Below are 26,431 nucleotides of genomic sequence, written 5' to 3'. Positions count from 1 at the left end.
TTTTTCGAGAAGCATTGTTGTTGCATTTCGATAACGACCAGCGGTTTTGTTGAAAGTGATGCAAACAGCATCACTTTCGAGCCTTGATATCACCAGACTTTTGGGTGCTCGATGAATATGTGACAGCGACGCTGCACAAGATTCTCGCCGGGAACAGTTACTTGTATTACCTGCGTCAGGTAGCCGCAGGCGATTCCACGAACCTCGGTTCGGACGCGCTGGCGGACTATTACTCCGCGCACGGGGAAGCACCCGGCCGCTGGCACGGCACCGGACTGACCGCGCTCGGCCTCTGCGCTGGCGACCATGTCACCGAGGAGCAGATGAAGACACTGTTCGGACAGGGACGCCACCCGGACGCGATCGCGATCCAGAACCGCGTGTTCGATCATGAGGTCGCTCGGGGGGCTACCACGAAAGCCGCGCGCGATACGGCGGAAAAAGCCACCAGATTAGGTAACCCCTACCGTGTATACGACTCCGAAAACGAATACCGAGAACGGTGCGGTCAAGCGTTTCGTGCGCACAATATTAGCCACGGGAATGACCCTGCGGCCGCTATTTCCAATGACGCTCGCGCGCGCATCCGCACCGAAGTCGCGACCGCAATGTTCACCGGCGAGTTCGGGCGTGCACCGTTGGATGCGCGTGAATTGTCCTCCTGGGTGGCACGCGCCTCGCGTCCGAAAGGCGCGGCGGTGGCGGGTTTCGATATCACGTTCAGTCCCGTCAAGTCGGTCAGCGCGTTGTGGGCGATCGCCCCGAAGGCGACATCCGAGCGCATCGCCGCCGCGCACGAGGCGGCGGTCGATGACGCGATGGGATGGCTCGAACGCCACGGCATCTACACCCGGATGGGCCGCAACGGTGTCCGGCAGGTCGATGTCGAGGGCATCGTCGCGGCGCGGTTCACGCATCGTGAATCACGGTGCGGGGACCCGGATCTGCACACCCACCTCGTTATCGCGAACCGCGTGCGCACCCTCGATGGGCGGTGGCGGACCCTGGACGGCGCGATGATCTACCGCCTCGTGGTGACCGTCAGCGAAATCTACAACTCCCGCCTCGAGCATCACCTGACCGCGGACCTGGGAATAGGTTTCGCCGAGCGTCCCGGAACCGATCCTGGCAAGCGGCCGATCCGCGAAATCATCGGTATGCCTTGGCTGTTGATCGAGCACTGGTCCCGCCGCGACGCGGCGATCACCGCCCGCCTTGGCGAGCTGGCCACCGCGTTCCAGACGCGGGTCGGGCGCGAACCGATGCCCAAGGAAATGTACGGACTCAGCCAGCAAGCCACCCTCGAAACCCGCCCACGCAAACACGCGCTGCGGTCGTGGGCCGAGCAACGCGCGGACTGGCGTGCGCAAGCACTCGGGGTGCTGGGTGGGCGTGAAGCGGTCGCGAACACGCTCACCGCGGTATTCCACCAGCCAGTGACGTCACGACGAATGCTCGACGCTCACGCCGTGGCGCGCGTTTCACGGGACGTCGTGGAGACGGTGTCCGCGCAGCGCTCGACGTGGCAGTGGCATCACATCCGCGCCGAAGCCGAACGTTGCCTGCGGGGGCTGGTGGACCGCGACCGATGGGCCGAGACCGTCGAAGCAGTCACCGCACAGGCATTGGCACCGCCGCAGTCGATCCCGCGGGGCGACCCCGACGCGGCCGCCGAACCCGTCCTCGGCCACGTCCCCGACATCTTCCGACGCCTTAGCGGCGCCAGCGTTTACAGCACCGACGCCAGCACGCCTTACACCTCGGCCCGCCGACTCGGGGTCACCGAAAAGCTGATCGACCTGTCGCTGCAGCCGGGCGCACGCACCATCCCCGAGCCCCTGATCACCGCCGCGATCGACGCATACAACCGCGACCCGGTCCACACAGAGCGCCAGTTGAACGCGGGCCAGATAGCGGTGGTGCGCGCTTTCGGCAGTTCGCCGTGGCGGATCGAGACCACCAACGCCCCCGCCGGCGCAGGGAAAACCACCGCCATGCGCGTACTGGTAGATGCCTGGCATTCCTCCGACGGGACCGTGCTCGGCCTGGCGCCGACCGCCAGCGCGGCCGCGCAACTGGGCGCTTCGACCGGCGCGCGTGCGGAAACGGTCGACCGGCTCTTGACCATCATCGACGCTCACCGCCCCGCCGACGCTCGCACCGGCCGGTACCGCGACAGGTTTCCGGCCGCGTTACCGCAGTGGGTGTTGCAGATCGACCGCCGCACACTGGTGATCGTCGATGAGCACATCAAGCTCGGCGACGACAAACGCCTGCGCCTGTTCGAATTCCTTGCCGCTCGCGGCGCGACCATCCGATGCGTGGGCGATGACCGCCAACTCCCCGCGATCGAGGCCGCCGGCAGCGCCGCGGACACCGCCGATGCCGCCCGCGCGTCCACCCTCAGCCACGTCGTGCGGTTCACCGACACCACCGAAGCAACCGCGAGTCTGCTCCTGCGCGATGGCGACCCCACCGGGCTGGCGTTCCACCTGGACCATCAACGCATACATTCCGGCGCCCCGGGCACCGTGCACGACCACGCGTATATCGGCTGGATCAAGGACCATCTCAGCGGGCGCGACACCGTCATGCTCGCCCCCACCCATACGATAGTCACCGAACTGAACGAACGCGCCCGCGCCGACCGCCTCGCCCGCAGCACCACCGACACCCGCCTACATGCGCTACTGTCCGACGAGCTGTCCGCCTCGGCCGGCGATATCATCTGCACCCGCCGCAACGACCCGAAGCTGCGTCTCGGCCAACACGATTGGGTCCGCAACGGCTACCGATGGATCGTCACCGCCGTCCATCCCGACGGCAGTATCACCGCCGCTCACCTACAGCCCGGCCGCGACGCCGGCCATTCCACCGTCTTGCCCGCGAATTACGTGCGCGCGCATGTGCGCTTGGGTTACGCGATCACTGTCGATTCCGCGCAAGGCATCACAGTTGATACCTGCCACATCGTGGTCACCGGAGCCGAGTCCCGCAACCAGTTGTATGTGGCGTTGACCCGTGGCGCGCACGCCAACCACCTGTACATACCCACCGCGATCGACGGCAGCGAAGCATCGTTCTGGACCGAACCCGGCCTCATGCCACGCACCGAACTGGATGTGCTGCTGCGGATCCTGGCCAGCGAGACCACACAGATCTCCGCGCACGCACAGCTGCGCGACGCACTCGATCCGTACCGGCGGATCGGTCACGCGGTCGACATCTACCTCGACGCGGTTGGCCTGGCCGCCGAACACGCCCTCGGCGCCGACGCGGTCGCACGACTCGACGACAACGTCGAACACCTGCGGCCCGGGCTCACCGATGCGCCCGCCTACCCGGTCTTGCGACAACACCTCGCCACGATCGCGATATCCGGCCGCGACCCGATCACCGCCCTGCGCAACGCAATTGCGGCTCGTGAACTCGACACCGCCGACGACCCTGCCGCCGTGCTGGACTGGCGGCTCGATCCCTCCGGCAAGCACTCCGCCGGTACCGGTCCGCTGCCCTGGATCCGCGGGGTACCGCCGGAGCTGCCCGACAACGCGATCACCGAACAACTGCACGCCCGAGCGCGGATCATCACCGACCTCGCCCGCCACATCGCTCGTGATGCGCGCGACTGGAACGCGGCCAACGCACCGGTCTGGGCACGGCCATTGCTCGGAAACCCACGCCTGATCACCGATCTCGCGACCTGGCGCGCGGCCAACCATGTCCCCGACACCGACCTGCGCCCCACCGGCCCGGCGCGTCATCCGGTCCTCGAACGCGACCACCAAGCGCTGCTGGATGCCCGTGTCACCGACATTGTCGGTGACCTTCACACCGCTGTCAGTACGTGGTCGGGTTTGGCCAAACGGGTCAACACCCGCATAGTTGCCGACCCGTGGTGGCCAGTCCTGGCTGAACGCCTCGACACCGCCGCCACCGCCGGACTCGACATCGATGCCCTCCTCACCGACGCCGCCGCACAGCGCCCGCTACCCGATCAGATGCCCGCCGCCGCACTATGGCTGCGCCTGGGACTCGATCCCGCGGCCTTGTCCACCACTGCCGCAGCGCAGCATCTGCGGCCCGAGTGGACCGATCACCTGCACCAGTTGCTCGGCGATGACACCGCCGACCGCGTCACCGCCGACCTCGCCTGGCCGCGATTGGTCGCGGCTCTGGACCGCGCGACCGGCACGGACTGGACACCCACCGATCTGCTCACCACCGCCTACGAACTCCTGCGCGCTGCCCAACCAGACACCACCGAACCCCGCCCCGACCGACTCACCACCGCGCTCGCCTGGCGCATCGAAGCGCTCCTTCGCCCCGAAACACCGACCACCCCCGAACCAGCCACTCAACCCGCAACCGAGACGGCACACGACATGGACACACACCACAGCCCTTCACAGACCGACCCACGCCCGGATTCAGCAGCACGGCCACCTCGTACGGACCCCGATGCCTCGATACCCGAACAACTTCACGCCGTCAGTCAGTTGTTCCGCAGCGGCCGCATCGATGAAGCAACCAGCCGCTTCGGCACCATGACTCGACAATTGTCCCTCGAGGAACGCGACATCCTGGAGAAGGTCGCGAACACCCTCTACGCGAACAGCTTCCCGGTCGCCCGCGCCCGACTGCGATGGGCCGCAGACCAACACCCACAACACCGCGACCTCATCATCGCGTGCATCCCCGACACCGACCCACACATCTACAACCCCGACAACGGCGCCAGCCACCCGACTTCCGCTCACACCAGGGCTGAAACCGCCGCACGCAATCATCGGGAATGGACCGACCACACCCGCCGAACCAGCCGGCCACCCGACACAGGTCAGGACTTCGTCGAGGGCTACCTCAACACCCGCGGCACCATCGACGACGACCCCAACCACCTACCACTGCCCCACGGGATCAACCACCACTACCAACCTGATGGACGCGATACACCACGCCCTGACGGATACGCCGCCCTGGACTACACCCGCGCCGCGGTTCCCCGCACGCACGGATTCGGATGCCTGCATTGCGGAATCGAACGCGCCGTCCACGACACCACCCCCACACGCGGGCGCCGCGGCGACGACGGCTTATGCGGAGAGTGCCGCGACGGCGGCCACCCCGGCATCCCGGACCACACAGCCGCCGACCACATCCCTGCCCGCTGCGCACACATCACCGCCACCTACCCACCAGACCAAGCGCAAGCCAAACTCCGCCGCGACTGGCGCGACGCACCCACCCGCCGCGACCGCCACGCCATCCACACCTGGGTCACCCAGCACCCGTTCCCCGACACACCGCACGCTGCCACTCCCACCATCGATGTGTCCGATCCCGTGCAGTTGCTCACCGATAGTGAACTCACCGCAAACATCACCCACACCGAGCACCGCCTCACGATGCCCGCCGACGAAAACATCCTGTTCGGACCCGCCACCCCCGACGACGAAGAAAAACAGACCGAGGCAACAGTGCACGTGGGCTGGTTGCACAACGAACTCGCCGATCTCCACGCCGAACAGCACCGCCGCACCCAACTCACCCCCGACCTGGCAAGAGCCGAACACCTCCTGCGCCAACACCACCGCCCAGATCTCACCACCGACCCGAACCACGGCACCACGCCGGACGGGCGGGACCCTTCTGCGCGACACGAGGATCTCGGTTTGTGAGCCCGGTGCTGCGGAGATCGTTTGATTTCGCACGGCAGTTGCGAGTCACGGCGATTACGGGCGATGCTCTACCGGCCGAAGCCGTCCCAAGGCCCTGGCCGGTCGAGTTCGTCCCACGGAGCGAGCGCGGAGTGAGGGCTCAGGATGGTCGGGTGCAGCGCGTCGCCGCCGAACTCGTCTTGAACCAGCTCGTCGCTGATGGCGGCAACGTCGCGGCCATCACGCGCACATCGCCGAACGCGCTCTCGGCTACGGCACCAACGGGGACGAGCGAGAAATCATCGCACCGCCGGTGCAACTCGACGACGTCCCGGACTTCCTCCCACCTGGCCCGGCCACCCTGTCACCGGCCGTGCCCCCAGATCGCCGTCGGAACCTGCGCTACAAGAGAATGGTCCCGTCGGTGGGTTGCGGCGGTGGCTGGCCGGGGTCACGGCAAGGAGAGGTCGGGGTGATCACCGCGTACTGTGAGAACATGCCTCGATGCCCTGACTGGCTCAACAACCTTCAGGCGCGTTGAACGCCCTCGGCTCTACCGGGCACAAGCACTATGCCGGCGGACCGGGATGGGCGCAGTCCTCTACTCCGGCCCCGGCCGTCGATCGTGGTGCGTGCCCCTCCGACCTGCTCTACGCCGACCTGTTGCCCGGCAACCGGCAGCGCTGGGTGCTCGCGGTCGCCGAGAACGTGGTGTGGTACTCGCGTCAGCCCCACGCACTGCACACGATCGATGACTGCTGGATCGACACGGATCTGGCAATGTGTCTGTGCTACAGCAACACCGGGGGCCGCTTCGCCGCCCGCTTTACGCGCCTCGAGATATCCCCGCTGTTCGGCCGGGAGCATCCGCCGTACTCCGCTTTCGAGCAGGCATCGAACTTCTACTCCGTCCAACTCGGCGGCGGCCCCCCGGCCCGGCCCGAGTGGAACGCCCCCGACGGCCGCGGCTGGTGGGGCGATGCACCGGCTCGAGGCTGGCCACACGTATTGGATCCGAGTACTCGGCTCGTCACCATCCACTGATAAAGCCCCGCGCCAGCCGAACGCTTGGAGCGACTTTCCGCGCCACAGCCATGTGCCGAGTCAGCCGTCGTTGCCGGTGGCAGGTCTGGGTAGATCGCGTGCCATCGGCACTCGAGCCGTCTCGAGCTATCCGGCAAACTGGGCCGTGGTGATTCGGACGGGCGATAGCCTGATCGTATGGGCTTCGTCGTATATCTTGCCGATTCGACCGCCGTGGATTACGGAGCGGGCTACAGCTATACCTTCGGTCCGAGCGGGGTGCTCGCTGTGAGCGCCGCTGGTATCGCTCGCTTCTATACGCCCGGCTATTGGACCCAGCTGGACGAGTACACCGGCGACCAGCCGCCGAACCGTCATACGAATGAACTTCAGTCGTGATGGCTGCAAGCGTCCGTGACCGCGCCAGCGAGCATCGGGACCTCGTCCTCGGGGCCCCGGCCGCGTGGGCGAACTGGTGAGGGCGGTGATGTGGTGGCCCACCGGTACATGGCTGCTGCTTTCGTTCGTCATGCGATGCGCGCGAGGCTCTGGTGACAGCTGGTCCGCCGTCGGTAGCGCGCTCGATATGACCGCGCACCATGCGCGCGACTGGTACGAGAACAAGATCAACGCTTAAGAAAGTACGTCCGATCCCACGATGCCGAACGAGCCCGTGCCGTAGTCCATGAGAAATGAATCGGCACGAGGGACGGGATGCGGGCCACACCATGATGCAGCTGCGCCGAATCCGTTCACTTCGCGCACGCCGACGTCCCCGAACATTCGGACTGCGCGCATCGCGCGCACCATACCCATGAGGTGCGCGCACCGCGCTCAACGCGCAGCTCGAGCTGTGAAGCCGTAGCAATGGCGTATGACGAGATCCGTGCAACCATGACCGGTGGGCAGGAGAAGGGCAACGCCACGATCCTGTATGCCCGGATCACGCGGGATTCGGTTCTGGTGTAGGGCGTTTGCGGCATGGCGGGGAGGAAGTGCTTCTACTATGACCAGGATCGGTACGCAGGCGAAGACGCCGCCGTGCGCCTGTGCGTTTCTACCGATAGCAAGGTGGGCTGTGACGGTCGGCCCGCCTCGAAATCACGACGGCAAGTGTGTATGCGACCGTCACCAGCCCCGGGGCCGGTGACGGATACACAGGGACAGCAACCCGCTGTGGCCCTGTTACTGGTCGACCCAGGTGTTCAAGGCCGTCTAAATCTGCCATGCCTGGGCACCGACCACTCAGCGCTATCGAATTGTCCGGTGCTTCGGCGTGGAAACCCCACCCCGAAGGGATGAGTCATGACTGGGACAGATCACAACAGCGCGCATCTGCCGACCTCTTTGCAGCTGGTCGACGACACGATCATCGAAATCCTGCGCGCCCCCGCCGAGGACCTCGGCGCGGTACTGCTGGCGGGATGGAACGGGTTCACCATGCTGGCCACCGTCGTCGTGGCGCTGGTCGAGCAATGGCCCGACGAGGATGTCCCGCACCGATATGTCATCGCGCGCAACCACAACCACGCCGCCTGCGCGGTGGCGATCCGCTACCTCGAACAAGCCCCGGGGCTGCCGCCGACCAACCGCACCCCTACCCCGATCAGCGGATGGGTCAGCCTGGCCGACATCGACAAGTACGCGTGTTTGCCCTTCCAGGCGGCAACCATGCCCGCCGATCTGGCGTGCGCCGCGATCGAAGTCCATGGCCCCCACATCGTCGCCGCGCGTATACCGAAACTGGCCGAGGTACTCAACGCCGGACTCGCCGCATCCATCCGGTTCGCCACAGACCCCGCCGACAGCAAGGCACTGGCCGTGGGAGTCGCGATGTCCTCGGAGATCGCCGACGCTTGGCAAGGCCGCCTGCACACCTTCCTGACCACCAGCAAGGGCCTGGAACAAACAGCCGCCGGGGCCGGGGAGCACGGGCCGCGGCCCATCGGCCGCCTCCAACACGACACCACCCTGGTGAACCTGCTGCACCGGGCAGCGACCAACGCAGCCGGCCGGGACGGATGGGCCTCGATGGCCGAAGTCGGATCCGTCATCCGGAAGATCGATCCCACGTTCGCCCCGCAGACCTATGGGCACCCGAATCTGACCCGCCTGGTCTACGCGACCGGGCTGTTCCTGATCCGAAAAGTCCCCCAAAGCAAGGGCGCCCCCACGATGTACATCAGGCCAAACGCTCAACCCAGCACTGACCGGTGACGCTAAAGCACAGTCAGGGCGCTTCGCCATCGTGGAGATAGGCGACGTGGCTGGTTTCCCGGGCCCGGATCGCTGCGGCGGTGCGGGCCCACACGTACGGGCGCAGGCGTTGTTCGGCCTGTTCGAGTGTGCAGAATTCGAATGCGTCGAGTTCGTCGTCGGTGAGGTGCAGGTGGCGGATCTGTTCGTCGGTGAGTTGACCGGCGTCGAAGATGAACATCAACGAGTCGTCCCAGACGCCGTGGGGTGATACCCAGTCGATGCACAGCAGCGGAAGAGAATCGGCACGCTGGATTCCGAGTTCTTCGGCGAGTTCGCGGCGTAGGGCATGGTCGGGGGGTTCGTTCGCCTCGGCCATGCCGCCGGGCAGGTCCCAGTCGGGTTTGTAGTTCGGATCCACGAGCAGGATGCGACCGGCGCCGTCGAAGATCAGGGCGTCCGCGCCGACGCGTTTGCGCGGCTGGCTGGCGTTGCCCTGGGCCAGGCGCTCCTGGTAACTGTCGGGGTCGCTTTCCCACAGAGGCTCTTGCGCAGGATTCATGAGATCACCGATCGTTTCCGGCGTTGGGTCGGGGGATCAGATTTTGCTGCTTAACCGCGTGGCGCCGTCACTCGTCGCAGCTGTCCAGCATCGTGCGAGCGAGAGCACCTGGCAGGAGCAACGCACTGCCGAACTGCGGTCGGGCTGTCAGGATTGTTGGCGTAGACGTCGATACGCACAAGCCGCATACCGCGCGCATGTACGACTGGTACCTCGGCGGCAAAGACAACTACGAGATCGACCGCGAACATGCCGCGCGAGTGGAGACGGTGTTCCCCTCGGTCGGTGTCGCGGCACGAGTCAACCGTGCGTTCATGCACCGCGCCACCCGCTGGCTCGCCGGACAAGGCATCCGCCAGTTCCTGGACATCGGTACCGGTATCCCGACCGAGCCGAACCTGCATCAAGTCGCCCAGGCCGAAGCACCCGAGTCCCGGGTGGTGTACGTCGACAACGACCCCACTGTCCTGGCCCACGCCCGCGCTCTGCTCACCAGCAGCCCTCAGGGCCGCACCGCGTATGTCGATGCCGATGTCACCACACCCCGAGCGATCCTGGACGCTCCTGACCTCCGCGGAACGCTCGACCTCACGAAACCCGGTGGCGGTAAGCCTGATCGCGTTGCTGCACTTCATCCCTGACGACAAACGGCCCCACGACATCCTCGCCACGCTGATGGACGCCGTCCCCTCGGGCAGCTACCTCGTACTGACCACCGCGACAACTGATTTCGCCCCGGACACCTTCGCCAAGATCCGGCAGATCTACGCCGAGGGCAGCATCACCGCGCAGTTCCGCACCCGGGACGAGTTCGCCGGGTTCTTCACCGGATTGGAACTGGTGGACCCGAATGTGGAAGTGCCGCACCGCTGGCGGCCGGACCGGTCGCCGAACGTGGAAGGTGACGGCTTGGATGCGCGTGTGTCGTTCTACGCTGCGGTAGGGCGCAAGCCCTAGACGGCCTGCCTCCGGCTGTAGCTGACCCGTCGCAGCAGCGGAGTGAGAATGTCGTCACTGTCAGCCATGTGGCACAGCAGCGCACCGATAGGGTCGTCGATGGCACCGCTGTCGGCTACCTCGTTTCTCAGCGCGCCGACCGGGTCGGGAAACGCCGCGACCGCGTCGGACCAGATTTCGCGCCACTCGGTGAGCGCTGGCTTGATCACGGGGAAATCATGAGCGAGGAGCGCGCACTTGGACTGCCAATTGTCCAAGCGCGCAGTCAGTTCCGTGATCGGAACCTGTGAGTAGTCGTGATCGAATGATTCCATGATCGAGTATCCCCTCCCGTTATTCAGATCATCTCCACCATACTTGCATCGATGCCACGGTGGCGGCCAGCGCGGCGCGGCGGAGACGCGGGGCTTGGTGAGCGTGGCGATAGGGGCTGAGATGGGTGCGAGGGCCAGGACGGCGCGAGCCCGCGGGTTCGGCGAGGGTGGTAGCCGAGTTTCCGGCGGACACGGCCTGGAACGCCGGGTAGTGACTTGCGCGGTAACGATCGGAACTCGTTGCCGGCCTTGGTTCGCCGCCCGACTGCGTCTTGCTGAGCGCGAGCCAGCGCAGTTGACCGGCCGACCCCGAGGGCCTCGATCCGTCCGGACTGTTCGGTCGGCGACCAGCAGCAGAAGCAGCTGAAATGCACTGGGGCAGTCGCTAGGATGACCCGCGTCCAGTCACACTCGCTTGACTATGAGGAGGCATCCGCGGGCCCGGCCCGGAGCGCCTAGAGGGGAATCAGTATGTCCGACGAACAAATGGGTTTGGACCTCGGCGTCGAGGTGACGGTCGACGAGCGCGCGAGGGCGTGGACGGACTGGATTGCGCCGGACCGGATGGAATCGCAAATACGGAAGTTGGTCCACGACACACTGCCCGATATCGAACAGGACACGCCAACGGCTCAATGGTGGGACGACGACGAGTCGCTGAAGCGCATCGGTACGGCGATAACCGAGCGGTTCATAGATAAAGAGGACATGGTCACTTCGGACAACGCCGACGTTATTGATCAGTTGGTGCGGTTCGTCGGTGAACACTTTGTGCACTTTTCCGGCGCGCAATGGGTGAATCAGGCACCACATCGAAACGGCGAGCCGATATATGACTCGATCGGGCCTGCTGTTGTTTTTCCGCACGATGAAGAGATTGAGTTTCCAGCAATGGTGCTGGTGGGCTGGTTCATGTATGAGGGGTGGGTCGATATCTGGCTGGCGGCCCAAAGTTATAAATCTGATGTCGCTGAGTGGAAGTTGCATAATAAGTAACGCCGCAATTCAGTCTCTTCGGATGCCTCGGGGGATGGGTGGCATTTTATGCCTGATGATGAGTTGCGGAGACAGCAGGACCGGGAGAAGTTCCGTGCCCAACAAGCCCGGGATAGAAGTCGCGGGAAAGAAAATAATGAACGCGGTATGCAATTCCACTACGGAATGGCGGAAAGGCGTGGCGAGACCCGCGAGAACGGCTGGGTCCGCGAGCACACCGAATATGGGCTAGGGGCGGATGGGAAAGACTCCCGGCGAATTGATCAGGCGCGTTTGATCAACGCCCAGAGTCGAGAATTTTCGGAGTATAAGTCCGGCCGGGTCGATGGCGACGCAAAAACACTGAAACAGCTTGAGCTTGACCGGGAGTTACTTGCTTCCGGTCGATACGTGTCCGGGCAATGGATCACAGTCGAGGGTGGCCAACTCTCTAAAGAGGTACGCGAAAAACTTCAAGCGTTGGAGCGAGATTTCGAGGGAAGGTTTCGGCATCTTGTAGTTTCTGCGACGGAAGCGCAAAAAGCTGTCGATCTCGGGAAGACGCTCACCCGCAATCTGCAAATCGAGCTTCCGGGCGTTCGTTCGCTGGCCCTGGAGCAGCAGGCGATATCGAAAGAAAGAGAGAAAGAGCGGACCCAACAGCAGGTCCGCGACTGGCAGGCCGCCCGCGAGAAAGAAGCGCGCGAGAAACAACGCCTAGCGCTCACCATCGAAAAGCACAGGGCGCGGCACGAGAAGAAAGCGCAGGCGGCAGAGAAGCGGATGGAACGGGAGGCACGCGAGCGGGCAGACCGGGAAACGCGGGACCGCATACTCGCCGAGCGAAAACGGGACGTTGCGCGCGTGGTCGAGAACAATACGCGGCAGATCGAGGCAGCACGCGAGCAAGGCGAAGTTTTCTCGTCGCAGGAATTGCACGACGCACATAGGGACGTGGTGCGCACCATGCGCAAAGTCCGGCGAGTAGAAAAAGCACAGACGCGCGAAATGCTGCGCGGGATCGGGGTGACCGGGCAGGACGCGAAAACGATGCAGCGGACCCTCGCCGAGGGGCGAGAGCGGAACCGAGCCGACCTGAATCGCGGAATCGACGCGATCGGCGCGGCCGTGGCCGTGAGTGCCGAGGTCGAAGCGCGGGAGAAAAAGGAGCGGGAACTACAACAGGTGCTCGAGCGGAAACACCAAGAAAAACAGGCACGGAGGGTAGTGGAACTTGATCGGGCGGTGCAACGAGGCGAGATGTCCCCGCAGGAACGCGCCGGGTTTCAAGCCGTGGTGGACTCGCGCTCGCGGGACGTCACGGCAGCAGAACAGCGCCGCTACGACCGCGAACGCGCAGAAGAGAAGCGCATCAAAACAATTGAGGCCCCGGGCGTGGAGCGAGGCCCGCGAGAACGGTAACCGGGCCAACGATGGGAGTCCGTCTCCTGGTCGCGGGGGCGTCACACATCACGAGACCGATTGTGGCAGTGATGATCCCAACGGAAACACCGCCCATCTACCGCCAGCCCGCGCACGAGGACGCGGATTTGTGCGTAGCACCGAACGCCGTCACCCCGGCGGATCGGGCCAGCATCTCGGTAGATGCCACATCAGGCGGGGGTAGCCAAGACCGTTGACAGTCATCAGGTTTCGCACCTAACTCACCGCCCGAGGGGCCGGAGCTTCGAGACCACGGGCCTCTTGCGGTCCGGTTATGGTGGTGCGATGGGGCTGCGATACGAGACGGTCGATCTCGGGGGCTACGAGTTGACCGCATGCATCAGACCAGGCGACACATCGATACCTGTGGTGCATGTGAACGCTCTGGGCACGACGCAAGACCAGTGGGATCTCGTAGTGCCGCGCCTTTTTCAGCACACCACCATCACCTACGACCGCGCAGGCATCGGCGACAGCGATCCGCTGCCACCACAGTTGCTCGACCAGCCCCGAACCCTCGGCGCGTTGGCCGAGGAACTCCACCGCATGCTCGATGCGCTGATGGCCCGGCCACCGTATGTGGTCGTCGGGCATTCCATCGGTGCGCTGATAGCCCTGATGTACACCGCCCGGCACTACGACCACACCGCCGGGCTGGTGCTCGTGGACGGCACCCCCGTCACGCACCTGGCGAACTCCCGCTGGCCCACACGCGAAGGCGGCGAAGAGAACCCGGGGTCGTCGATCCTCGATGTCCCCGGGTCGGTCACTGAATTGACCACCACGACCGTGCCCGAGGTGCCGACAGCGGTTCTGGCCAGCGCGCCGGGGCGGTGGACTCGCCTCTGCGCTGCCGACACGGCCGCATACGCCCCGCTCACCCCCGAGCAACTCGACCAGCAGTGGCAGCACGAGCAACAAATGCTGGCGCGCAAGCTCAACGCGACGCTGATCACCGCGGACTGGGCTGGTCACCACATCCCCACCGACCAACCCGAACTGGTCGCCGCCTGCATCAGCGCAGTACACGCCTCGGCCTCCGACCACCGGCCGGTCACCATCCCTGCCGCTCAACTGCGATACGCAGGCGGATCCTGCCCGGCGCAGTGACTCCCGCCGACCCGTGCCGTGACGGACAACCTCGCGACACTGCCCTGTCCCCAGCCTCGAACTTCCTCGTTCGGGTTCGGTTGCTCGCCGGCCGGGACTGGGCGCTGCTTCGCGAGATCCGGCTGCGCGCACTCGCTGAGGCGCCCGAGGTGTTCGGGGCGACGCTGCCGCGACTGCAGGTGTTCCTGGGCGATGGCCGGGCGGGAGTGCGGGTGCGCGGTTGGGGCTCGCCAGGGTGGTGACCGGTGCCGGTGGCCCGGTCGCAGAGCTTCCGGTCGCGATCGCCACCGCGGTCAGCAGTGGTGACCGGCACAGCGCGCAGCGGTGGCAGGCGCTGTTCGATCGCTACACCGATCACCGCAAAGCCAGCGGGCTCTCGGACATCGCCTTCGCCAAGGCAGCGGCGGTCGCACGCCTGCCGGGCTTTCCCACCCATGTCCGGCCGCCCCTGGTAGCCGCGACACGCCACCAGCACTCCGACATCACCCGGACCGTTCACGGCATCCTCGGCGAATTTCGTGAACGGTAGCTCGCCGCTGTATCCGGCTCGCCTGCAACGACTTCAAGCCTCACCGTGCTGTCGGAGGTTTGCTGGCCTGGGGTCTGGTCAGTTCATGATGACGAGGTCCACAACCGAGCAGGCCAGGTCGCGTAGGCCGCTGTCGAGTACCGCGGTCCGATAGGCATCCCAGTCCGCGAGTTTGCCTGCGTCGCGGTCCAATCCCCGTTCGCGCATCCGCGCCCGGATGTCGGCGTGAGTGGAGTCAATCCATACGGTGGTCACCGGGACCTGCTCGTCGAGGTCCGCGATCGCGAGGAGATGCTCGCGCAAACTTGTCCCGTGATCCGCGGCGTGTTGGATCGTGGTCAGGAACGGGGCGTCCAGCACGACTGGGCACTTGGCCGCCACTGTCAACCCTGTGCGGATCAGCCCGGCGTAAATATGTGGTGCGACAACGGATTTGTACACATCGCTGTCACGATCGTGTGGCTGGGTCAGCACCGTCATCACCGATACCTCGAGGTCGTGCGCGTACCGGTCCTTGTCCAGCACGACCGCATCGGTCAGCGACGCCAGGAACCGTGCGGTGGTCGATTTTCCGGACGCGGGAAACCCGCAGCACACAATCGCGCCAGAGCCGTCCAGATATTCCGCGCACTGACGCAACGCAGCCTGAGTCGTAGAGCCGAGGTCGAGAGACATGGTCACGACTGTGCCGCAAGGCAATCGACTCCGCCACACACGATCAACGGTCACGCCACCGCACCCTGCCGGGTCGAGCTGTTACCTGATCTTGCAGCAGTCCCAGTCAAGCATCAGGTGCCTGGCTGACCGGTTCCCAGTCGGCGCGACAAAGTGAGGGTGGCGACTTGCGGGAGAGCAAGGAGCTGGCACACATTCGCGTTGAGGGTGCCGACGTCGAAAAGTTCAGCAGGGTGGTTATGGGTCGTGGCAGAGGCAGCGGGTTCAGGGGCCGCCCTCGCGGGTCGGGGTTCAGGCAGCGCGGGTCTAGTGGTCGGTGCTCGGTTGTATCGTCCGATGAGTTCCGGTCCGGATAGCAAGGTGTGGGAGGGGCGCGCGGATGGTCAGTGAGGGTGCTGCGGAGTTCGGTGCGTTCGGCGTGTATCAGCGCACCCCGTGGGACCGGGATGGTTACGAGATGCGGGTGCGGACGGAGCCGTGCTTCATATGCGAATTTCTCTCGGGGACTGCAGGTTTCGAGCACGAGATGGTCTACGACGATGGCGAGCACGTGGGCTTTCTCAACAAGTACCCGACTCTGCCGTTCTCTGTGCTCGTGGTGCCACGTCGCCATGTCGAGGACGTTGTGCGGGACCTGAACTCTCAAGAATATCTGCGGTTGCAGGCCGCGGTGCATACCGTGGCTCGCGCGGTGGCGGCGGTGACCGATCCCGAACGGGTCTACGTGGCCTCGATGGGCTCGAAGCAGGGCAACGCGCACATCCACTGGCATATCGTGCCCTTGCCCGTAGGAGTGCCGTACAGGGAGCAGCAGTTCCGGGCACTCGATGCCGAGCACGGGGTCCTGAACTACAGCAGTGACGAGTTCGCCATGGTGGGTCGGAAGATTCGCGCCGGCCTGCCCGCCACGAGTCCCAGGCCAGGCGCCGCCATGCCCGAGGGAGTGGGGGAGCCCTCTACCGGTAACCCGTGAAATTCAAACCTGCGGAATAGCTTCAGTTCCTTTGGCACGATGGGGGTTCGATGCGTGAACAAAATCAAGGGTTTCGTAGTTCGGCAGAGTCATCATGAAAGGAGTCCGGCGATTGCTTACATCGCCCGATGAGGTCCTCAACCAACTGGTCGCTGCCAGCACCATGCCTGGATGGGCGACTGCGACGATCCCACTGTCTCAGTTCCAAAGCTATGCAGGTCGGCGGGGATGGGAACCGATCGCGACGAGGCGAGGCGACTCCGCAGTGGCAAATCTCACCCCTACCGCAGCCGCAGCAGCTCCGGCGCGGTCTATCAGCGCGACAGCTGGACTGGATGCTCAAATGCTCCATGTTGATGGAGCGCATCTCTACGCTGTTCCAGATATTGTTGTAATGCATTCTGAGACAGTGAGTTCGACTATTACCCGAATCTGGAGGCCGAAGTTCGAAATACTCAATTCCTCCGCTTTAAAGCACGGCGTATTCATCGTCGGTGTCGGCCGTGACTCGTTTCTTGCGTGTGCTTACGATTACAATGGGCTGCGGTTTGATCCTTATTGTATGGCTCCCGCAGACAGTCGGTCACGGGAAGCATACGACCTGCTGACATCGTACGAAGGTGTCCACGAACATGTCTGGAGTGAGCCAAACACGCTTCTACTGATTCGAAATCGGAAGGTTCTACATGGCCGTGCAAAAACTGTGGAAGGTGAAAATCGTGAGCTGACCAGGATTGCCTACAAGACGGGTCCCCTGCGGTGACGACTCCATACGGCGAGGAGCAGTTTTGGATCAAGGCAAAGCTGTTCCTGAATCGAGCCATGGGCCCATCGGGTGATAGAACTGAGGATGAAAAACAGCTGTGGGCTGCGCTGGCTCTTGAACTTCTCGCAAAAGCGGCATTATCCAAGGTGTCGCCCATCCTCGTTGCTGAACCAACAGCGGATGGATCCCATGCACTGAGAGCGGCTGGGTTGATCGAAGGAGAGACCCATTTTACAACCGCGCGGGCATCGACGATATTCAAGCGGTGCCAGAAGGCCTTTCGTCCCTTCAGTGAGGATGAAGCTACGAAGATCGCTTCGGGGCGAAATGAGTACCTTCACGGTGCGGCGTTGGGGATCACCAATATCCCTGCGCAGGCATGGTGGCCGAGGTTTTGGGCCCAGGCACACATCTTGCTGACAGCACAGGGTGCTGATATTTCGCAGTTAGTAGGGGTTGAACGGGTCGACGAAGTCGAAGCCTATCTCGCGCAGAACCAACAGAACATCGAGCATCAGCTCACATCGCGAATCGAGACTGCGAAACTGTCCCTGGCTCGGTTTCGCGAGGGACGTATGAGTGGTAGTGAACAAGCAAAGTGGCAGGACGCCCCGACCCGGTTTCCAATCATGGACTATCACATCCCCGCAGAATGTCCGGCATGTCACGGTGCTGGGAGGCTGGAAGGCAATGACATTGTCGATCGTCGTGTAGGCGAATATGGTGATCATGAAGGCGATCACTTCATCGGAATGATCGCCGAAATCGATGTTAGCCCTGAGTGTTTCACTTGTCCAACTTGCCATCTCTTGCTCGATAAGTACGAGCTGATCGTCGCGGCCGATCTAGGTGAGGACGCGTTTACCGTCGAAGTTGATCCGGAATCTCTGGACGACTGGTTCGAGCCCGAGTACGGCAATGACTGAAGACGCAGCCGGAGACTCGATGATGTTCTGGATTCACAAGTGTCGTAGCGGTAATCGCTAAATTTAAATTTTCGGAATGGGTAGCTGATGTACGGGTACGGTGCGGTAGGTCCGTGCGTTGCCATCGGATTAGGGCTGTCGTTGAACGAGTTGGGCGGCGTATCCGTGATGGGTGTTTCCTGCTGCGGTGGTCCAGTGATCGGCGGTGTGGATGGACAGGCCGAGGAGGTCGCTGATCACGGCGGAGGGCAGCTCGGTGGCCAAGTCCATGAGTGCGGTGTTACGGCCGATCCGGGCCGGGATACCGAGCTGTTGAAGTCGTTGCATCTGCTGCGACGCGGTCAGGTGGCGGCCGGGGATTCCTCCAGGGAACAGCCAAGGGTGGTCGTCGGTGTGACCGAGAGCTGCATGCCCGCGGCGGTTTTCGACCAGGCGCAGGAGCAGCTCGCTCATTGGAGGGTGCAGCTGGAGGGGTTTCGACCCGAGTTTGAGCTGGACACCGTGGTCGTCGGCGATGACGTCGTTGGTTGTGAGTGCGACGACTCTGGTGAGTTGTTGCGCGTAGAGCAGGACGAGCAGGCCGGCCACGCGGTCGCGGTCGTCGATGCTGTCGCTGTGCAGGAGCCGCCGCGCCAGGGCCCAGCGATGGTGTGTTTCGGTGAAGACGGTTCGGAGTTCGGGGCGGATGTGCGCCGGGATGGTGAGTTTGCGGGCCGCGCGGCGGTGCGCGCACCAGGTGAGGAACTTCCGGATCGTGCATCTGGCCTCGGGCCCGTCGTTCAGCCAGTCATCGATGTCGACCTGACGGCAGATTGCGAGGGTTCTGTCGTTGTCGCGCAACCAGTTCAACAGGCTGATGATGTTGCTGACATCGGATCTGACCGTGGTCTGCTGGCGGTTGGTGATCGGGCCGGACTGCCGGAGTTTTCGCAGGTGGTTCCATGTGACGTAGCGGCGGACGAGGTTGCGTTCGACCGAGTCGCTGATCGTGGTCAAGGTGGTGTCGAGCCATTGTTCGAGTCGGCGGAGGTATTCGTCGCGCGCGGGCAAGTGTTCGGCGGCGACCAGGATCTGCCGCAGGCGGAAGACTTCCCGTTCGGGAGTGAGCGTGTCGAGGAGTTCGTGAGTCACCGGCCCCGACGCTGCGGCCAAGGCCGTCATGACCGCTCGGCTGCCGGGGCTGTTGATCCAGGACAGGACGGTTCGGGGTGGGCTGGCCAGCAGTATGCCGATCATTGGCTCGAGGTCGGGTCGTACGACTCCGTCGGGTCCGACCAGGACTGCACGCAGCAGCGGCGGGCAGGCGCAGTGTTGGCACTTGCCGTGGTGGTAGAGGTGCTCGACCACGCCGCACTCGATGCACTGCTGGAAGTAGGCGGGTTCGTTTCGGAAGCAGGTAGGACACAGTGGGCCGACGGCGAGGCTGGCCTGAACGCGCATCGTTCGGCCGCAGCGGCTGCATGGGGCACGGCGTTGGCCGCATGTGTGGCAGAGGGGTCCTTCCGGGGTGCGTCGATGCACGGCCCGTACTCGCCCGCAATTGATGCAGGCTTGGCCGAACAACTTGCGCGAGCAGCTCTCGCATCGGGAGTTGGCGGTGTGTGCGAGGTGGCAGGGCTTGGTCTTGCCGCAGATCGAGCAGACCGCCGTCGGGGCGCGCCGACACTGTCGGCAGTAGCGTTGGTCTCCGTCGCGATGCACGATCAGGCGGGTCTGTCCGCAGTTCGTGCAGTGTTCGTGCCCGGCAGGGTCGCGGCGCATGCACGCCGTGCAAAGCGGGTCTCCGGCGGATGTGCGGGTGGCGACAGCTCTGGATTCGCCGCAGCGACAGCAGGTTTCGAGACGCGCCGCGTCGTAGCAGCGGCGACAGCAGCGTCGACCGTCGCGGCGGAACTTCAACGCGACCTCGCGGTCGCAGAGCGGGCAGCGCGGGGCAACCACGCCGGGCACCAGGGCGAGGACGAGTTGCTCGACCAACGCGATCAGCCGCGGCGAACCCGATGCGGCGTCGCCGGTCAAAAGCTCAGGGTGCGCGTCGAGTTCCCACGAAACCTCGCGGCGTTGGAACGGTTGCGGCACGGCCTGTTCCGCAATCTGCCGCAGTCGGGCGCTGTCGTGGTCCCCGGCCACGCGGCGAATGTGCGCGACGATCACGCTGAGGTGATCACAGTCCGGCTCTGGTGGACAGTTCCGGCAGCGCGCGGCGCCGGCGCGGTCTCGGGTCTGGACCTCGAGCCGCTTCCCGCAGCCGCTGCAGACTTCGACTCGGGTGCTCTCGGAACTGAAACACGAACCGCAGATCCGCTGTCGTTTGGCGTCGAGGCTGACCAGCGGCCGGGGCCGGGCGCACCGGGCGCAGCGTGGCAATTCGACATGGCGGGCTCCGCAGTCCTGCAGGGCCCTGATCAGCTGTTCTATCGTCCGGGGTCCCTGCGGGCGCGTCGAGGTGAGCAAGCCCGGGTCGTCGTTCAACGCCTGGGCAAGCTTGCGCAGCCGGGCTCTGGTCGACGCGGTGGCCAGGATCGCCGCGGTGATCTGCTCGCCGTCGAGGTCGGGCTCGATATGCCGGACCAGGTCGGCGATCGTGCCGAGCGGATCGGTCAGGTACCGGGGTGGCGTGCCGGGCTCAGTCATCGGTTCGCGGCACGATCCGTGCCTGTTTGGGGCGGAACGAGCCGACTCCCTTGTCCGGTTTGCCTGTGGGCGAGGCTGTTTCGCCCGAAGCGATGCGGCGGCGGGCCGTGGCCGCGGGGATCGGCTCGATCAGGTCCTCCATCCGGCAACCCAGGATGTCCAGCAAGGCCATCAGCACTTTCATACTCAGTCGTTCGGGCCGTTCGGTCACCAAACGGTAGATTTGGCTGTCCGACAACTCGATCCCGCGCTCGAGCAGCAGTGGCCGCAGTTTCGTGGTCGAGAACATGCCTCGTTCGGCCATCACGGTGCGCAGGTGCCATCGGTAGTCCAGTTTCGCGGTCATCGGTCTCCTTCCTGGATCGGTGCGAAAGCCCGGTTCAGGGCCTTCCGCATCATCGTGTTCATGTGGTCGGTGCTCACCGTCGTATATATGCCGGTGGTGCTGCGGAAGCGGTGCCCAACCTGCTGACGCAGGAACTCGGGGTCCATCCCATCCTCGACACCGTGCGAAACGTAGGAGTGCCGCAGACAATGCGGCGTAAGGTCGGCGTCCAGGCCGAGGTCGTCACGGTAGCGGGCGAACCGATCATCGACGTCGCGGCCTTGCAGCCGTCCGCCGCGTTCGGTCAGCCAGAGCGCCGGGTGCTCGATCTTGCCGAACCGAGGCCGGATGTTGACCAGGTAGTCCTCTACAGCCTCGACAGCCCACGGCATGACGCTGGCCACGGCGCGGCGACGGGGACCAGAACCACGGGAGGCCTTGCCGTAGCGGACGTGGAGAACACCGAACTGTCCGAGTTCTGGAGCCTCGGGGTTTCGGTAGAAGTCGTGGCGATCCAACCGGCATGCCTCGTTGACCCGAAGTCCCCAGCCGTAAAGGACCTTGAAGACCGTCGCGTCGCGATACGCCGCCAACGCCCCCTTGCGTCCCGATCTCGCGGCCCGGTCGACCTGTTCGTCCGCGTGGTCGAGGAACAGCTGAATCTCGTTGCGGCTCAGTGGTCTACGACTCGGTCGGCTCTCGTCCTCTTCTACGTGGACAGCGGTGTTCCACTCGTGACAGACCTGTATCGGATGCGTGCCGAACCGGGTCTGGCACTCCTCGGGCCACTCGTAGTGAGCCGACGTGAGGTAGTCGCAGAACAATCGAATCGACCCCTGATAGCCGCGGATCGTCGAGGGTGCGCGATGCAACTCCGAGAGCAGATGGGTCGTCCACTCCTCCACCAGCGACGCCGTCCATCGCCAGGGGTACTCGTTGGTGAACCCAACGAGCGCTCGGACATGTCCTTGCCGAGATTTTATGGTTGTCGGGTCGAGCCGACGGCCGCCGCGCTGCTGCTTTTCCCAGCCGCACAGCATCGCCTCCAGGACCGCGTCCTGCTCCCGCAGCAACGCGACTCCGTCGGCCAGCTCCAAGCGCGCCGATCCGACCGGCCTCCCGGTCTCAGGCCCCACCACACCACCTCCCGTTCAACGAGCAGAACACGCATCAGACGAAAGATTATCGTCAAACATGCAGCTAGACGGCGGTGTACACGCCGACACTCGGTAACCTGCGTTCTCGCAGAAAGGGGACTATGTGACACACGAATCGGTCATCAAACGCAATTCCGGAGGAAGCGGGCGGTTGGTGGTGATCCGGGGCAATTCCGGAAGTGGGAAGACCACAGTGGCCAAGGCGCTGCAGTTGCGGTTTGCTCGGGCGGAGTGTCTGTTGATCCCGCAGGATGTGGTGCGGCGGGAGTTCCTGCGCGAGTCCGATATTCCTGATGGTCAGAATATCGAGCTGATTCGCGATATCGCCGAGCTGGGGTTGGCTCGTGGGGTCACGGTGATCGTGGAAGGTATTCTCAGTGCCCGTCGTTACGGAGCCATGCTCGAACAACTGGCCGCGCGAGCCGAACGCGCTTGGTTCTACGCATTCGATCTGTCTTTCACCGAAACCTTGGACCGCCACGCTCGGCGTCCCAAGGCCAGCGAATTCGGTGCCGAGGAGATGCATGGTTGGTATCACGGTTGGGATCCATTGGGTTTCGTGACCGAGGCTCGTATCGACGCAGTCCCGGCCGTGGCCGATATCGTCGAGACCATCTATGCAGACATCACTTGATCAGCGCATGCGCGATGGCGGCGTTGGGGCGCTAGGGGGCCGGTTGGAGAGGCTTAATCAGGTAGGACGAAAGTGAATGAAAATGCGTCTGATCGTCGGCAGACCTGCTGGTCAGGAAGTATGCTCCCCGCGCACGCGGGGATGATCCCCCGGGCACCCCACCAGACCGGTGATCCCTGCGATGCTCCCCGCGCACGCGGGGATGATCCCGAGGTGATCGTGTCCTGGATGCCTTCATCGCGATGCTCCCCGCGCACGCGGGGATGATCCGCGATCGTGACCACCGATGGGCGGCTGCTGGTCATGCTCCCCGCGCACGCGGGGATGATCCTCAGTAGATTGGAGCCGCATGAGCCCCAGGAATATGCTCCCCGCGCACGCGGGGATGATCCGTCCATGAGGGCGGCGATCTGGCGGATGCTCATGCCATCGATGCTCCCCGCGCACGCGGGGATGATCCGTCCTCGAGGTTGATCAGGCGAGCATGAGGGTCATGCTCCCCGCGCACGCGGGGATGATCCTCGACGTTGGTCGCCATGGCGAGATATGTCTTCATGCTCCCCGCGCACGCGGGGATGATCCGAAGGGCCGCAGCGTCGGAATCGTCGTGGTTCTATGCTCCCCGCGCACGCGGGGATGATCCGCCCACTGCTCGGCAGGCTTGATCCAGCACCTCATGCTCCCCGCGCACGCGGGGATGATCCGGCTCTCGGCCCTTCGGCGTTCCGGCTCGACTACATCGAGCCCTACTCCAAGGCGGCCCGCACGTGGCTGCACGCCGAGGCCGTCGTCATCGACACCACGCACCTCACGCCCGCCCAGGCCGCCCGGCACATCGCAGAAGCCGTCAACAAATGAAGTCACCTCCATGCGAAGATCGAGAAGGCTCGCATGATACTGCGGGTCAGCGGCGACTGCGGAATCTGGAAAAAAAGGGGTTGCTCTGAGCTCGAACGCCGGGTCTGCTGGCGGTATGGTACGAGACCCGACAGTGAATGTGCCCGTGCTGAGCGACGGCGATTCGGTGGTGCTGCGCGCCCATCGTCGCGAGGATCTGCCCGCAATCATCGAGCAATGCGCCGACCCGGACATGCTCCGGTACACCACGATTCCGCGGCCGTACACCGACCGCGACGCATATGAGTTCCTCGAACTCGCGCGCTCGAACTGGGCGCAGCACACGCCCACGTCCCGCCGGATCTGGGCCATCACCATACAGGCTCGGTTCGCCGGTACGATCGACTACCGGCCGTCCGGGCATGGGACAGCGATCGTGGGTTTCGGGCTGCATCCCGCCCACCGCGGTCACGGGCTGATGTCTCGCGCGCTGGCACTAGTGCTGGACTACGCGTTCGGACCCGATAGCCAGGAACTGATGACGTGGCGGGCTGTGGTTGGGAACTGGGCCTCGGCGAAAACGGCGTGGCGCCAGGGATTCCGGTTGGAAGGGTGTGTGCGCGGGTTGTGTGTGCAACCCGACGGCGCGTTCGACGGGTGGATCGCCACACTTGCGCGCGAAGATATCCGCACACCATGCCAGCACTGGCCCTGGCCGACTGTCCAGCCCCAACTGCCCGGCTGACGACTGGCGGTGTCCAGCAGGCGCCCAGCTAGATTCGTCTCGGTACACAGATGAATCGGGCGCTCAGGCCCTGTTCGGGGGCTGGGTGTCGTCATTGGTCTCGGGGCGAGGCCAATGACAGCGACATCATCCGATGACCCAGATTCCTGGCAAGGTGCACAGTTGCTCGAAACATGCTGCGGGACAGTCTCTTCAGTTTCGCAGCGAGTCCTCGGAATCCGGTGTGGTGCCGGCATACGTGAAGGTCTGGTCGGCCCCGGCTCCGGGCCGCGGAATGCGAGCACCGAGCCGGTGAGTCTGTTGCGGGTGAAAGCGATTGAGCGCGGTAGCGTGATCTGGTGGCAGATTGCGAGTCGTCGTGGGCGTGGCGGGTTGCTCGGTCGGAGTTGGCTGCGGTCTTGCCGCGGCGATGGGCCCATGTGCAGGGAGTCGCTGCCGCAGCAGCTGGTCTGTCTGCCCGGTTGGGTTGTGACGGTGAGCTTTTGGCTGATGCGGCGATCTTGCATGATGTCGGCTACGCGCTTCGCTTGGCGATGACAGGGTTTCACCCTTTGGACGGTGCCCGGTTCCTGCGGGACAACCAGTTCGGCGATGAGCGGCTATGGCGATTGGTCGCCAACCACACGTTCGCCCTGTTGGAGGCCCAGGAGCGGGGGCTGCGCGCGGATCTGCAAGCCGAGTTCCCGGTTCTGGACGATCCGGTGCTGGTGGATGCCCTGACGTACTGCGACATGACCACGAGCCCGGACGGAATGTCGATAACCGCTCCCGCCAGGATCGCCGAGATCCGCGCCCGGTATCGCTCCGACACAGTGGTGGGCAGGTTCATCGACCGCGCTGCGCCACAGATCCTCGCGGCTGTCAGCCGGATCGAGCATGCGCTGGCAACTCACCCGAGGTAGGGATAGTTCCCGGACAGAAAGTCGCCGATCTGCTGGCGCATGCTCGGGTGGATATCGTACTCGTCCAGCTCTTCGCGGCGAACGAAGGCGACGCCGTCGGCTTCGTCGTTGATGGTGGGTTCGCCGTCGATGGGGCGGCCGATGTAGGTGTTTTCGTATTGTTGGCGGGTTTCGCCGTTGGTGTAGGCGACGATGTGATTCGGGTTGCTGTAGATGCCGAGGAATCCGGTGATTTCGGCGGTGATGCCGGTCTCTTCGCGGCATTCACGGATGGCGCACTCGCCGGCGGTTTCGCCGAAGTCCATCGCTCCGCCTGGCAGCGCCCACTGTCCGGTGTCCCGGCGGCGCTGCAGCAGGATTGCCCCGGTGTCGTCGGTGACGAGCATATTGCAGGCCACCACAAGCGAATTGGGTTTGGGTGCTGTCGGGTCGTAGTAGTACTCGATCCTGCCCATCGTGCTGCCCTTTCCTTTAGGGTTTCCAGGGCTGCGCGTCAGCCCAAATTGCATCGAAGCTCTCGGTGTACCTGTCGAACCACCCGTGCTCGTCGACGCGTCTGAGGCGCAGGATCGGGTTGGCGCTGGCTGGCTGTCCCCAGATGTGCGGGTTGACCAGTAGGTTCTGGTCGTATCGGAAGAGCGAGTTGTACAGGGTGGTGTCGTGCAACCGGATCTCACATCCCGCCTCGGTCACCAGGGACCGGTAGTAGGTCAGCGAGGCTTTGACCTTCGCCGCGAGCGTATCTCCGATGCCCTCTTCGCGCCCACGAACAGCCACGGCGGTGCCGTCGGGGTCGCCGAAGCAGAGCCGGATCCGCACACCCTGGGCCGCCTGGGCGGTGAGCATCGTGGCGATCCGTGGATTCGTCTGAGCGATGAACGTGCCGGAGAAGACCAGCATGTCGATCTGCTCGGTAGCTTCGGTCAGCAACGACAACCATTGCTCGCGGGGAACTTCCGCACGGTTGAGGTAGGTGCCGACAACCTCGGAACCGTCTGGCTCCCTGGCTATCTCGTCTTCGGTTGGCCACAGGAACTGTTCGTCCACACACAAATACTCGGCGACGTGGCGGCGATGGCGAGGCCGTG

General features: G+C 64.4%; 24 protein-coding genes and 1 CRISPR repeat array. Of the genes, 16 read left to right on the top strand and 8 right to left on the bottom strand.

Going from position 1 to position 26,431, the window contains the following annotated elements:
• Positions 1-119 precede the first annotated feature (119 nt).
• The 4 genes from mobF (at position 120) to NV1_RS38870 (ending at position 8,900) form a co-directional block, all read left to right on the top strand.
• On the top strand, positions 120-5,681 hold the full coding sequence (gene mobF, locus NV1_RS38890) for a MobF family relaxase (RefSeq protein ID WP_169813529.1): 5,562 nt from the start codon (positions 120-122) through the stop codon (positions 5,679-5,681).
• Between the two features lie 516 nt (positions 5,682-6,197).
• Entirely contained in the window at positions 6,198-6,704 is a 507-nt protein-coding gene (locus tag NV1_RS38885; protein WP_067903685.1) for a hypothetical protein, read from the top strand.
• Between the two features lie 177 nt (positions 6,705-6,881).
• Positions 6,882-7,082, top strand: a complete 201-nt coding sequence (locus NV1_RS38880; RefSeq protein ID WP_067903682.1) for a hypothetical protein — start codon at positions 6,882-6,884, stop codon at positions 7,080-7,082.
• A 906-nt stretch (positions 7,083-7,988) separates the two neighbouring features.
• Positions 7,989-8,900 (top strand): OST-HTH/LOTUS domain-containing protein, encoded by a 912-nt coding sequence (locus NV1_RS38870; protein WP_067903676.1) that lies wholly within the window; start codon positions 7,989-7,991, stop codon positions 8,898-8,900.
• Between the two features lie 13 nt (positions 8,901-8,913).
• Here the strand turns inward: NV1_RS38870 and NV1_RS38865 are convergent, their stop codons facing one another.
• On the bottom strand, positions 8,914-9,441 hold the full coding sequence (locus tag NV1_RS38865; protein ID WP_067903673.1) for an NUDIX domain-containing protein: 528 nt from the start codon (positions 9,439-9,441) through the stop codon (positions 8,914-8,916).
• A gap of 197 nt (positions 9,442-9,638) precedes the next feature.
• Here NV1_RS38865 and NV1_RS45335 point away from each other — a divergent pair, with 197 nt between their 5' ends.
• Positions 9,639-10,082: an SAM-dependent methyltransferase gene (locus tag NV1_RS45335; protein WP_218027353.1), complete on the top strand. Its 444-nt coding sequence runs from the start codon at positions 9,639-9,641 to the stop codon at positions 10,080-10,082.
• Entirely contained in the window at positions 10,063-10,398 is a 336-nt protein-coding gene (locus NV1_RS45330) for an SAM-dependent methyltransferase (RefSeq protein WP_218027352.1), read from the top strand. The genes NV1_RS45335 and NV1_RS45330 overlap by 20 nt, the downstream gene beginning before the upstream one ends.
• Here NV1_RS45330 and NV1_RS38855 read toward each other — a convergent pair.
• The gene (locus tag NV1_RS38855) at positions 10,395-10,607 is read right to left on the bottom strand and encodes a hypothetical protein (RefSeq protein ID WP_218027351.1); all 213 of its coding nucleotides are present in this window, start codon (positions 10,605-10,607) and stop codon (positions 10,395-10,397) included. The genes NV1_RS45330 and NV1_RS38855 overlap by 4 nt on opposite strands.
• Before the next feature lie 576 nt (positions 10,608-11,183).
• On the opposite strand from NV1_RS38855, the gene NV1_RS38850 reads away from it, so the two are divergent.
• From NV1_RS38850 to NV1_RS38835, 5 genes are all read left to right on the top strand, one after another.
• Positions 11,184-11,708 (top strand): hypothetical protein, encoded by a 525-nt coding sequence (locus NV1_RS38850; RefSeq protein ID WP_067903666.1) that lies wholly within the window; start codon positions 11,184-11,186, stop codon positions 11,706-11,708.
• Between the two features lie 147 nt (positions 11,709-11,855).
• Entirely contained in the window at positions 11,856-13,109 is a 1,254-nt protein-coding gene (locus NV1_RS38845; protein WP_157117672.1) for a coiled-coil domain-containing protein, read from the top strand.
• Between the two features lie 306 nt (positions 13,110-13,415).
• Positions 13,416-14,240, top strand: a complete 825-nt coding sequence (locus NV1_RS38840; protein WP_169813528.1) for an alpha/beta fold hydrolase — start codon at positions 13,416-13,418, stop codon at positions 14,238-14,240.
• Positions 14,237-14,482: a hypothetical protein gene (locus NV1_RS44245; RefSeq protein WP_157117671.1), complete on the top strand. Its 246-nt coding sequence runs from the start codon at positions 14,237-14,239 to the stop codon at positions 14,480-14,482. The genes NV1_RS38840 and NV1_RS44245 overlap by 4 nt, the downstream gene beginning before the upstream one ends.
• Positions 14,479-14,769, top strand: a complete 291-nt coding sequence (locus NV1_RS38835) for a hypothetical protein (RefSeq protein ID WP_157117670.1) — start codon at positions 14,479-14,481, stop codon at positions 14,767-14,769. The genes NV1_RS44245 and NV1_RS38835 overlap by 4 nt, the downstream gene beginning before the upstream one ends.
• A 78-nt stretch (positions 14,770-14,847) precedes the next feature.
• Here the strand turns inward: NV1_RS38835 and NV1_RS38830 are convergent, their stop codons facing one another.
• On the bottom strand, positions 14,848-15,444 hold the full coding sequence (locus tag NV1_RS38830) for a P-loop nucleotide/nucleoside kinase family protein (RefSeq protein WP_157117669.1): 597 nt from the start codon (positions 15,442-15,444) through the stop codon (positions 14,848-14,850).
• A gap of 379 nt (positions 15,445-15,823) precedes the next feature.
• On the opposite strand from NV1_RS38830, the gene NV1_RS38825 reads away from it, so the two are divergent.
• Together NV1_RS38825 and NV1_RS44235 are read left to right on the top strand one after the other, a co-directional pair.
• Positions 15,824-16,417: an HIT family protein gene (locus NV1_RS38825; protein WP_067903654.1), complete on the top strand. Its 594-nt coding sequence runs from the start codon at positions 15,824-15,826 to the stop codon at positions 16,415-16,417.
• Between the two features lie 759 nt (positions 16,418-17,176).
• A complete protein-coding gene (locus tag NV1_RS44235) occupies positions 17,177-18,109 on the top strand; it encodes a hypothetical protein (RefSeq protein ID WP_157117667.1) in 933 nt (310 codons plus the stop codon).
• Between the two features lie 129 nt (positions 18,110-18,238).
• Here NV1_RS44235 and NV1_RS38810 read toward each other — a convergent pair whose 3' ends face one another.
• From NV1_RS38810 to NV1_RS38800, 3 genes are read right to left on the bottom strand one after another with little or no spacing between them, the layout of a single operon-like run.
• Positions 18,239-20,743 (bottom strand): site-specific integrase, encoded by a 2,505-nt coding sequence (locus tag NV1_RS38810; protein WP_067903645.1) that lies wholly within the window; start codon positions 20,741-20,743, stop codon positions 18,239-18,241.
• Positions 20,736-21,089 (bottom strand): helix-turn-helix domain-containing protein, encoded by a 354-nt coding sequence (locus NV1_RS38805; protein WP_067903642.1) that lies wholly within the window; start codon positions 21,087-21,089, stop codon positions 20,736-20,738. The genes NV1_RS38810 and NV1_RS38805 overlap by 8 nt, the downstream gene beginning before the upstream one ends.
• A complete protein-coding gene (locus tag NV1_RS38800; protein WP_084526557.1) occupies positions 21,086-22,108 on the bottom strand; it encodes a tyrosine-type recombinase/integrase in 1,023 nt (340 codons plus the stop codon). The genes NV1_RS38805 and NV1_RS38800 overlap by 4 nt, the downstream gene beginning before the upstream one ends.
• A gap of 220 nt (positions 22,109-22,328) precedes the next feature.
• Here NV1_RS38800 and NV1_RS38795 point away from each other — a divergent pair, with 220 nt between their 5' ends.
• The 3 genes from NV1_RS38795 to NV1_RS38785 all read left to right on the top strand — a co-directional run bounded on the left by NV1_RS38795 (position 22,329) and on the right by NV1_RS38785 (position 25,343).
• Positions 22,329-22,859 (top strand): AAA family ATPase, encoded by a 531-nt coding sequence (locus NV1_RS38795; RefSeq protein WP_157117666.1) that lies wholly within the window; start codon positions 22,329-22,331, stop codon positions 22,857-22,859.
• 120 nt (positions 22,860-22,979) lie between these two features.
• Positions 22,980-23,563: direct repeats of the CRISPR family, unit length 28 nt; unit sequence ATGCTCCCCGCGCACGCGGGGATGATCC.
• 269 nt (positions 23,564-23,832) lie between these two features.
• Entirely contained in the window at positions 23,833-24,441 is a 609-nt protein-coding gene (locus NV1_RS38790) for a GNAT family N-acetyltransferase (RefSeq protein WP_067903637.1), read from the top strand.
• Between the two features lie 338 nt (positions 24,442-24,779).
• Positions 24,780-25,343 (top strand): HD domain-containing protein, encoded by a 564-nt coding sequence (locus tag NV1_RS38785; protein WP_067903634.1) that lies wholly within the window; start codon positions 24,780-24,782, stop codon positions 25,341-25,343.
• On the opposite strand, the gene NV1_RS38780 is transcribed toward NV1_RS38785, so the two are convergent.
• Both NV1_RS38780 and NV1_RS38775 read right to left on the bottom strand, forming a co-directional pair.
• Positions 25,331-25,798 (bottom strand): NUDIX hydrolase, encoded by a 468-nt coding sequence (locus tag NV1_RS38780; protein WP_067903631.1) that lies wholly within the window; start codon positions 25,796-25,798, stop codon positions 25,331-25,333. The genes NV1_RS38785 and NV1_RS38780 overlap by 13 nt on opposite strands.
• 16 nt (positions 25,799-25,814) lie before the next feature.
• Positions 25,815-26,431, bottom strand: a 617-nt coding sequence (locus NV1_RS38775) for a DUF5919 domain-containing protein (RefSeq protein ID WP_067903628.1), incomplete at its 5' end; no start/stop codon positions are given.

The organism is Nocardia vaccinii NBRC 15922, from assembly GCF_001613305.1.
Lineage (GTDB): Bacteria > Actinomycetota > Actinomycetes > Mycobacteriales > Mycobacteriaceae > Nocardia > Nocardia vaccinii.
The sequence above is the reverse complement of the archived record's forward strand: the minus strand, read 5'-3'. Positions and strand labels throughout refer to the sequence as shown.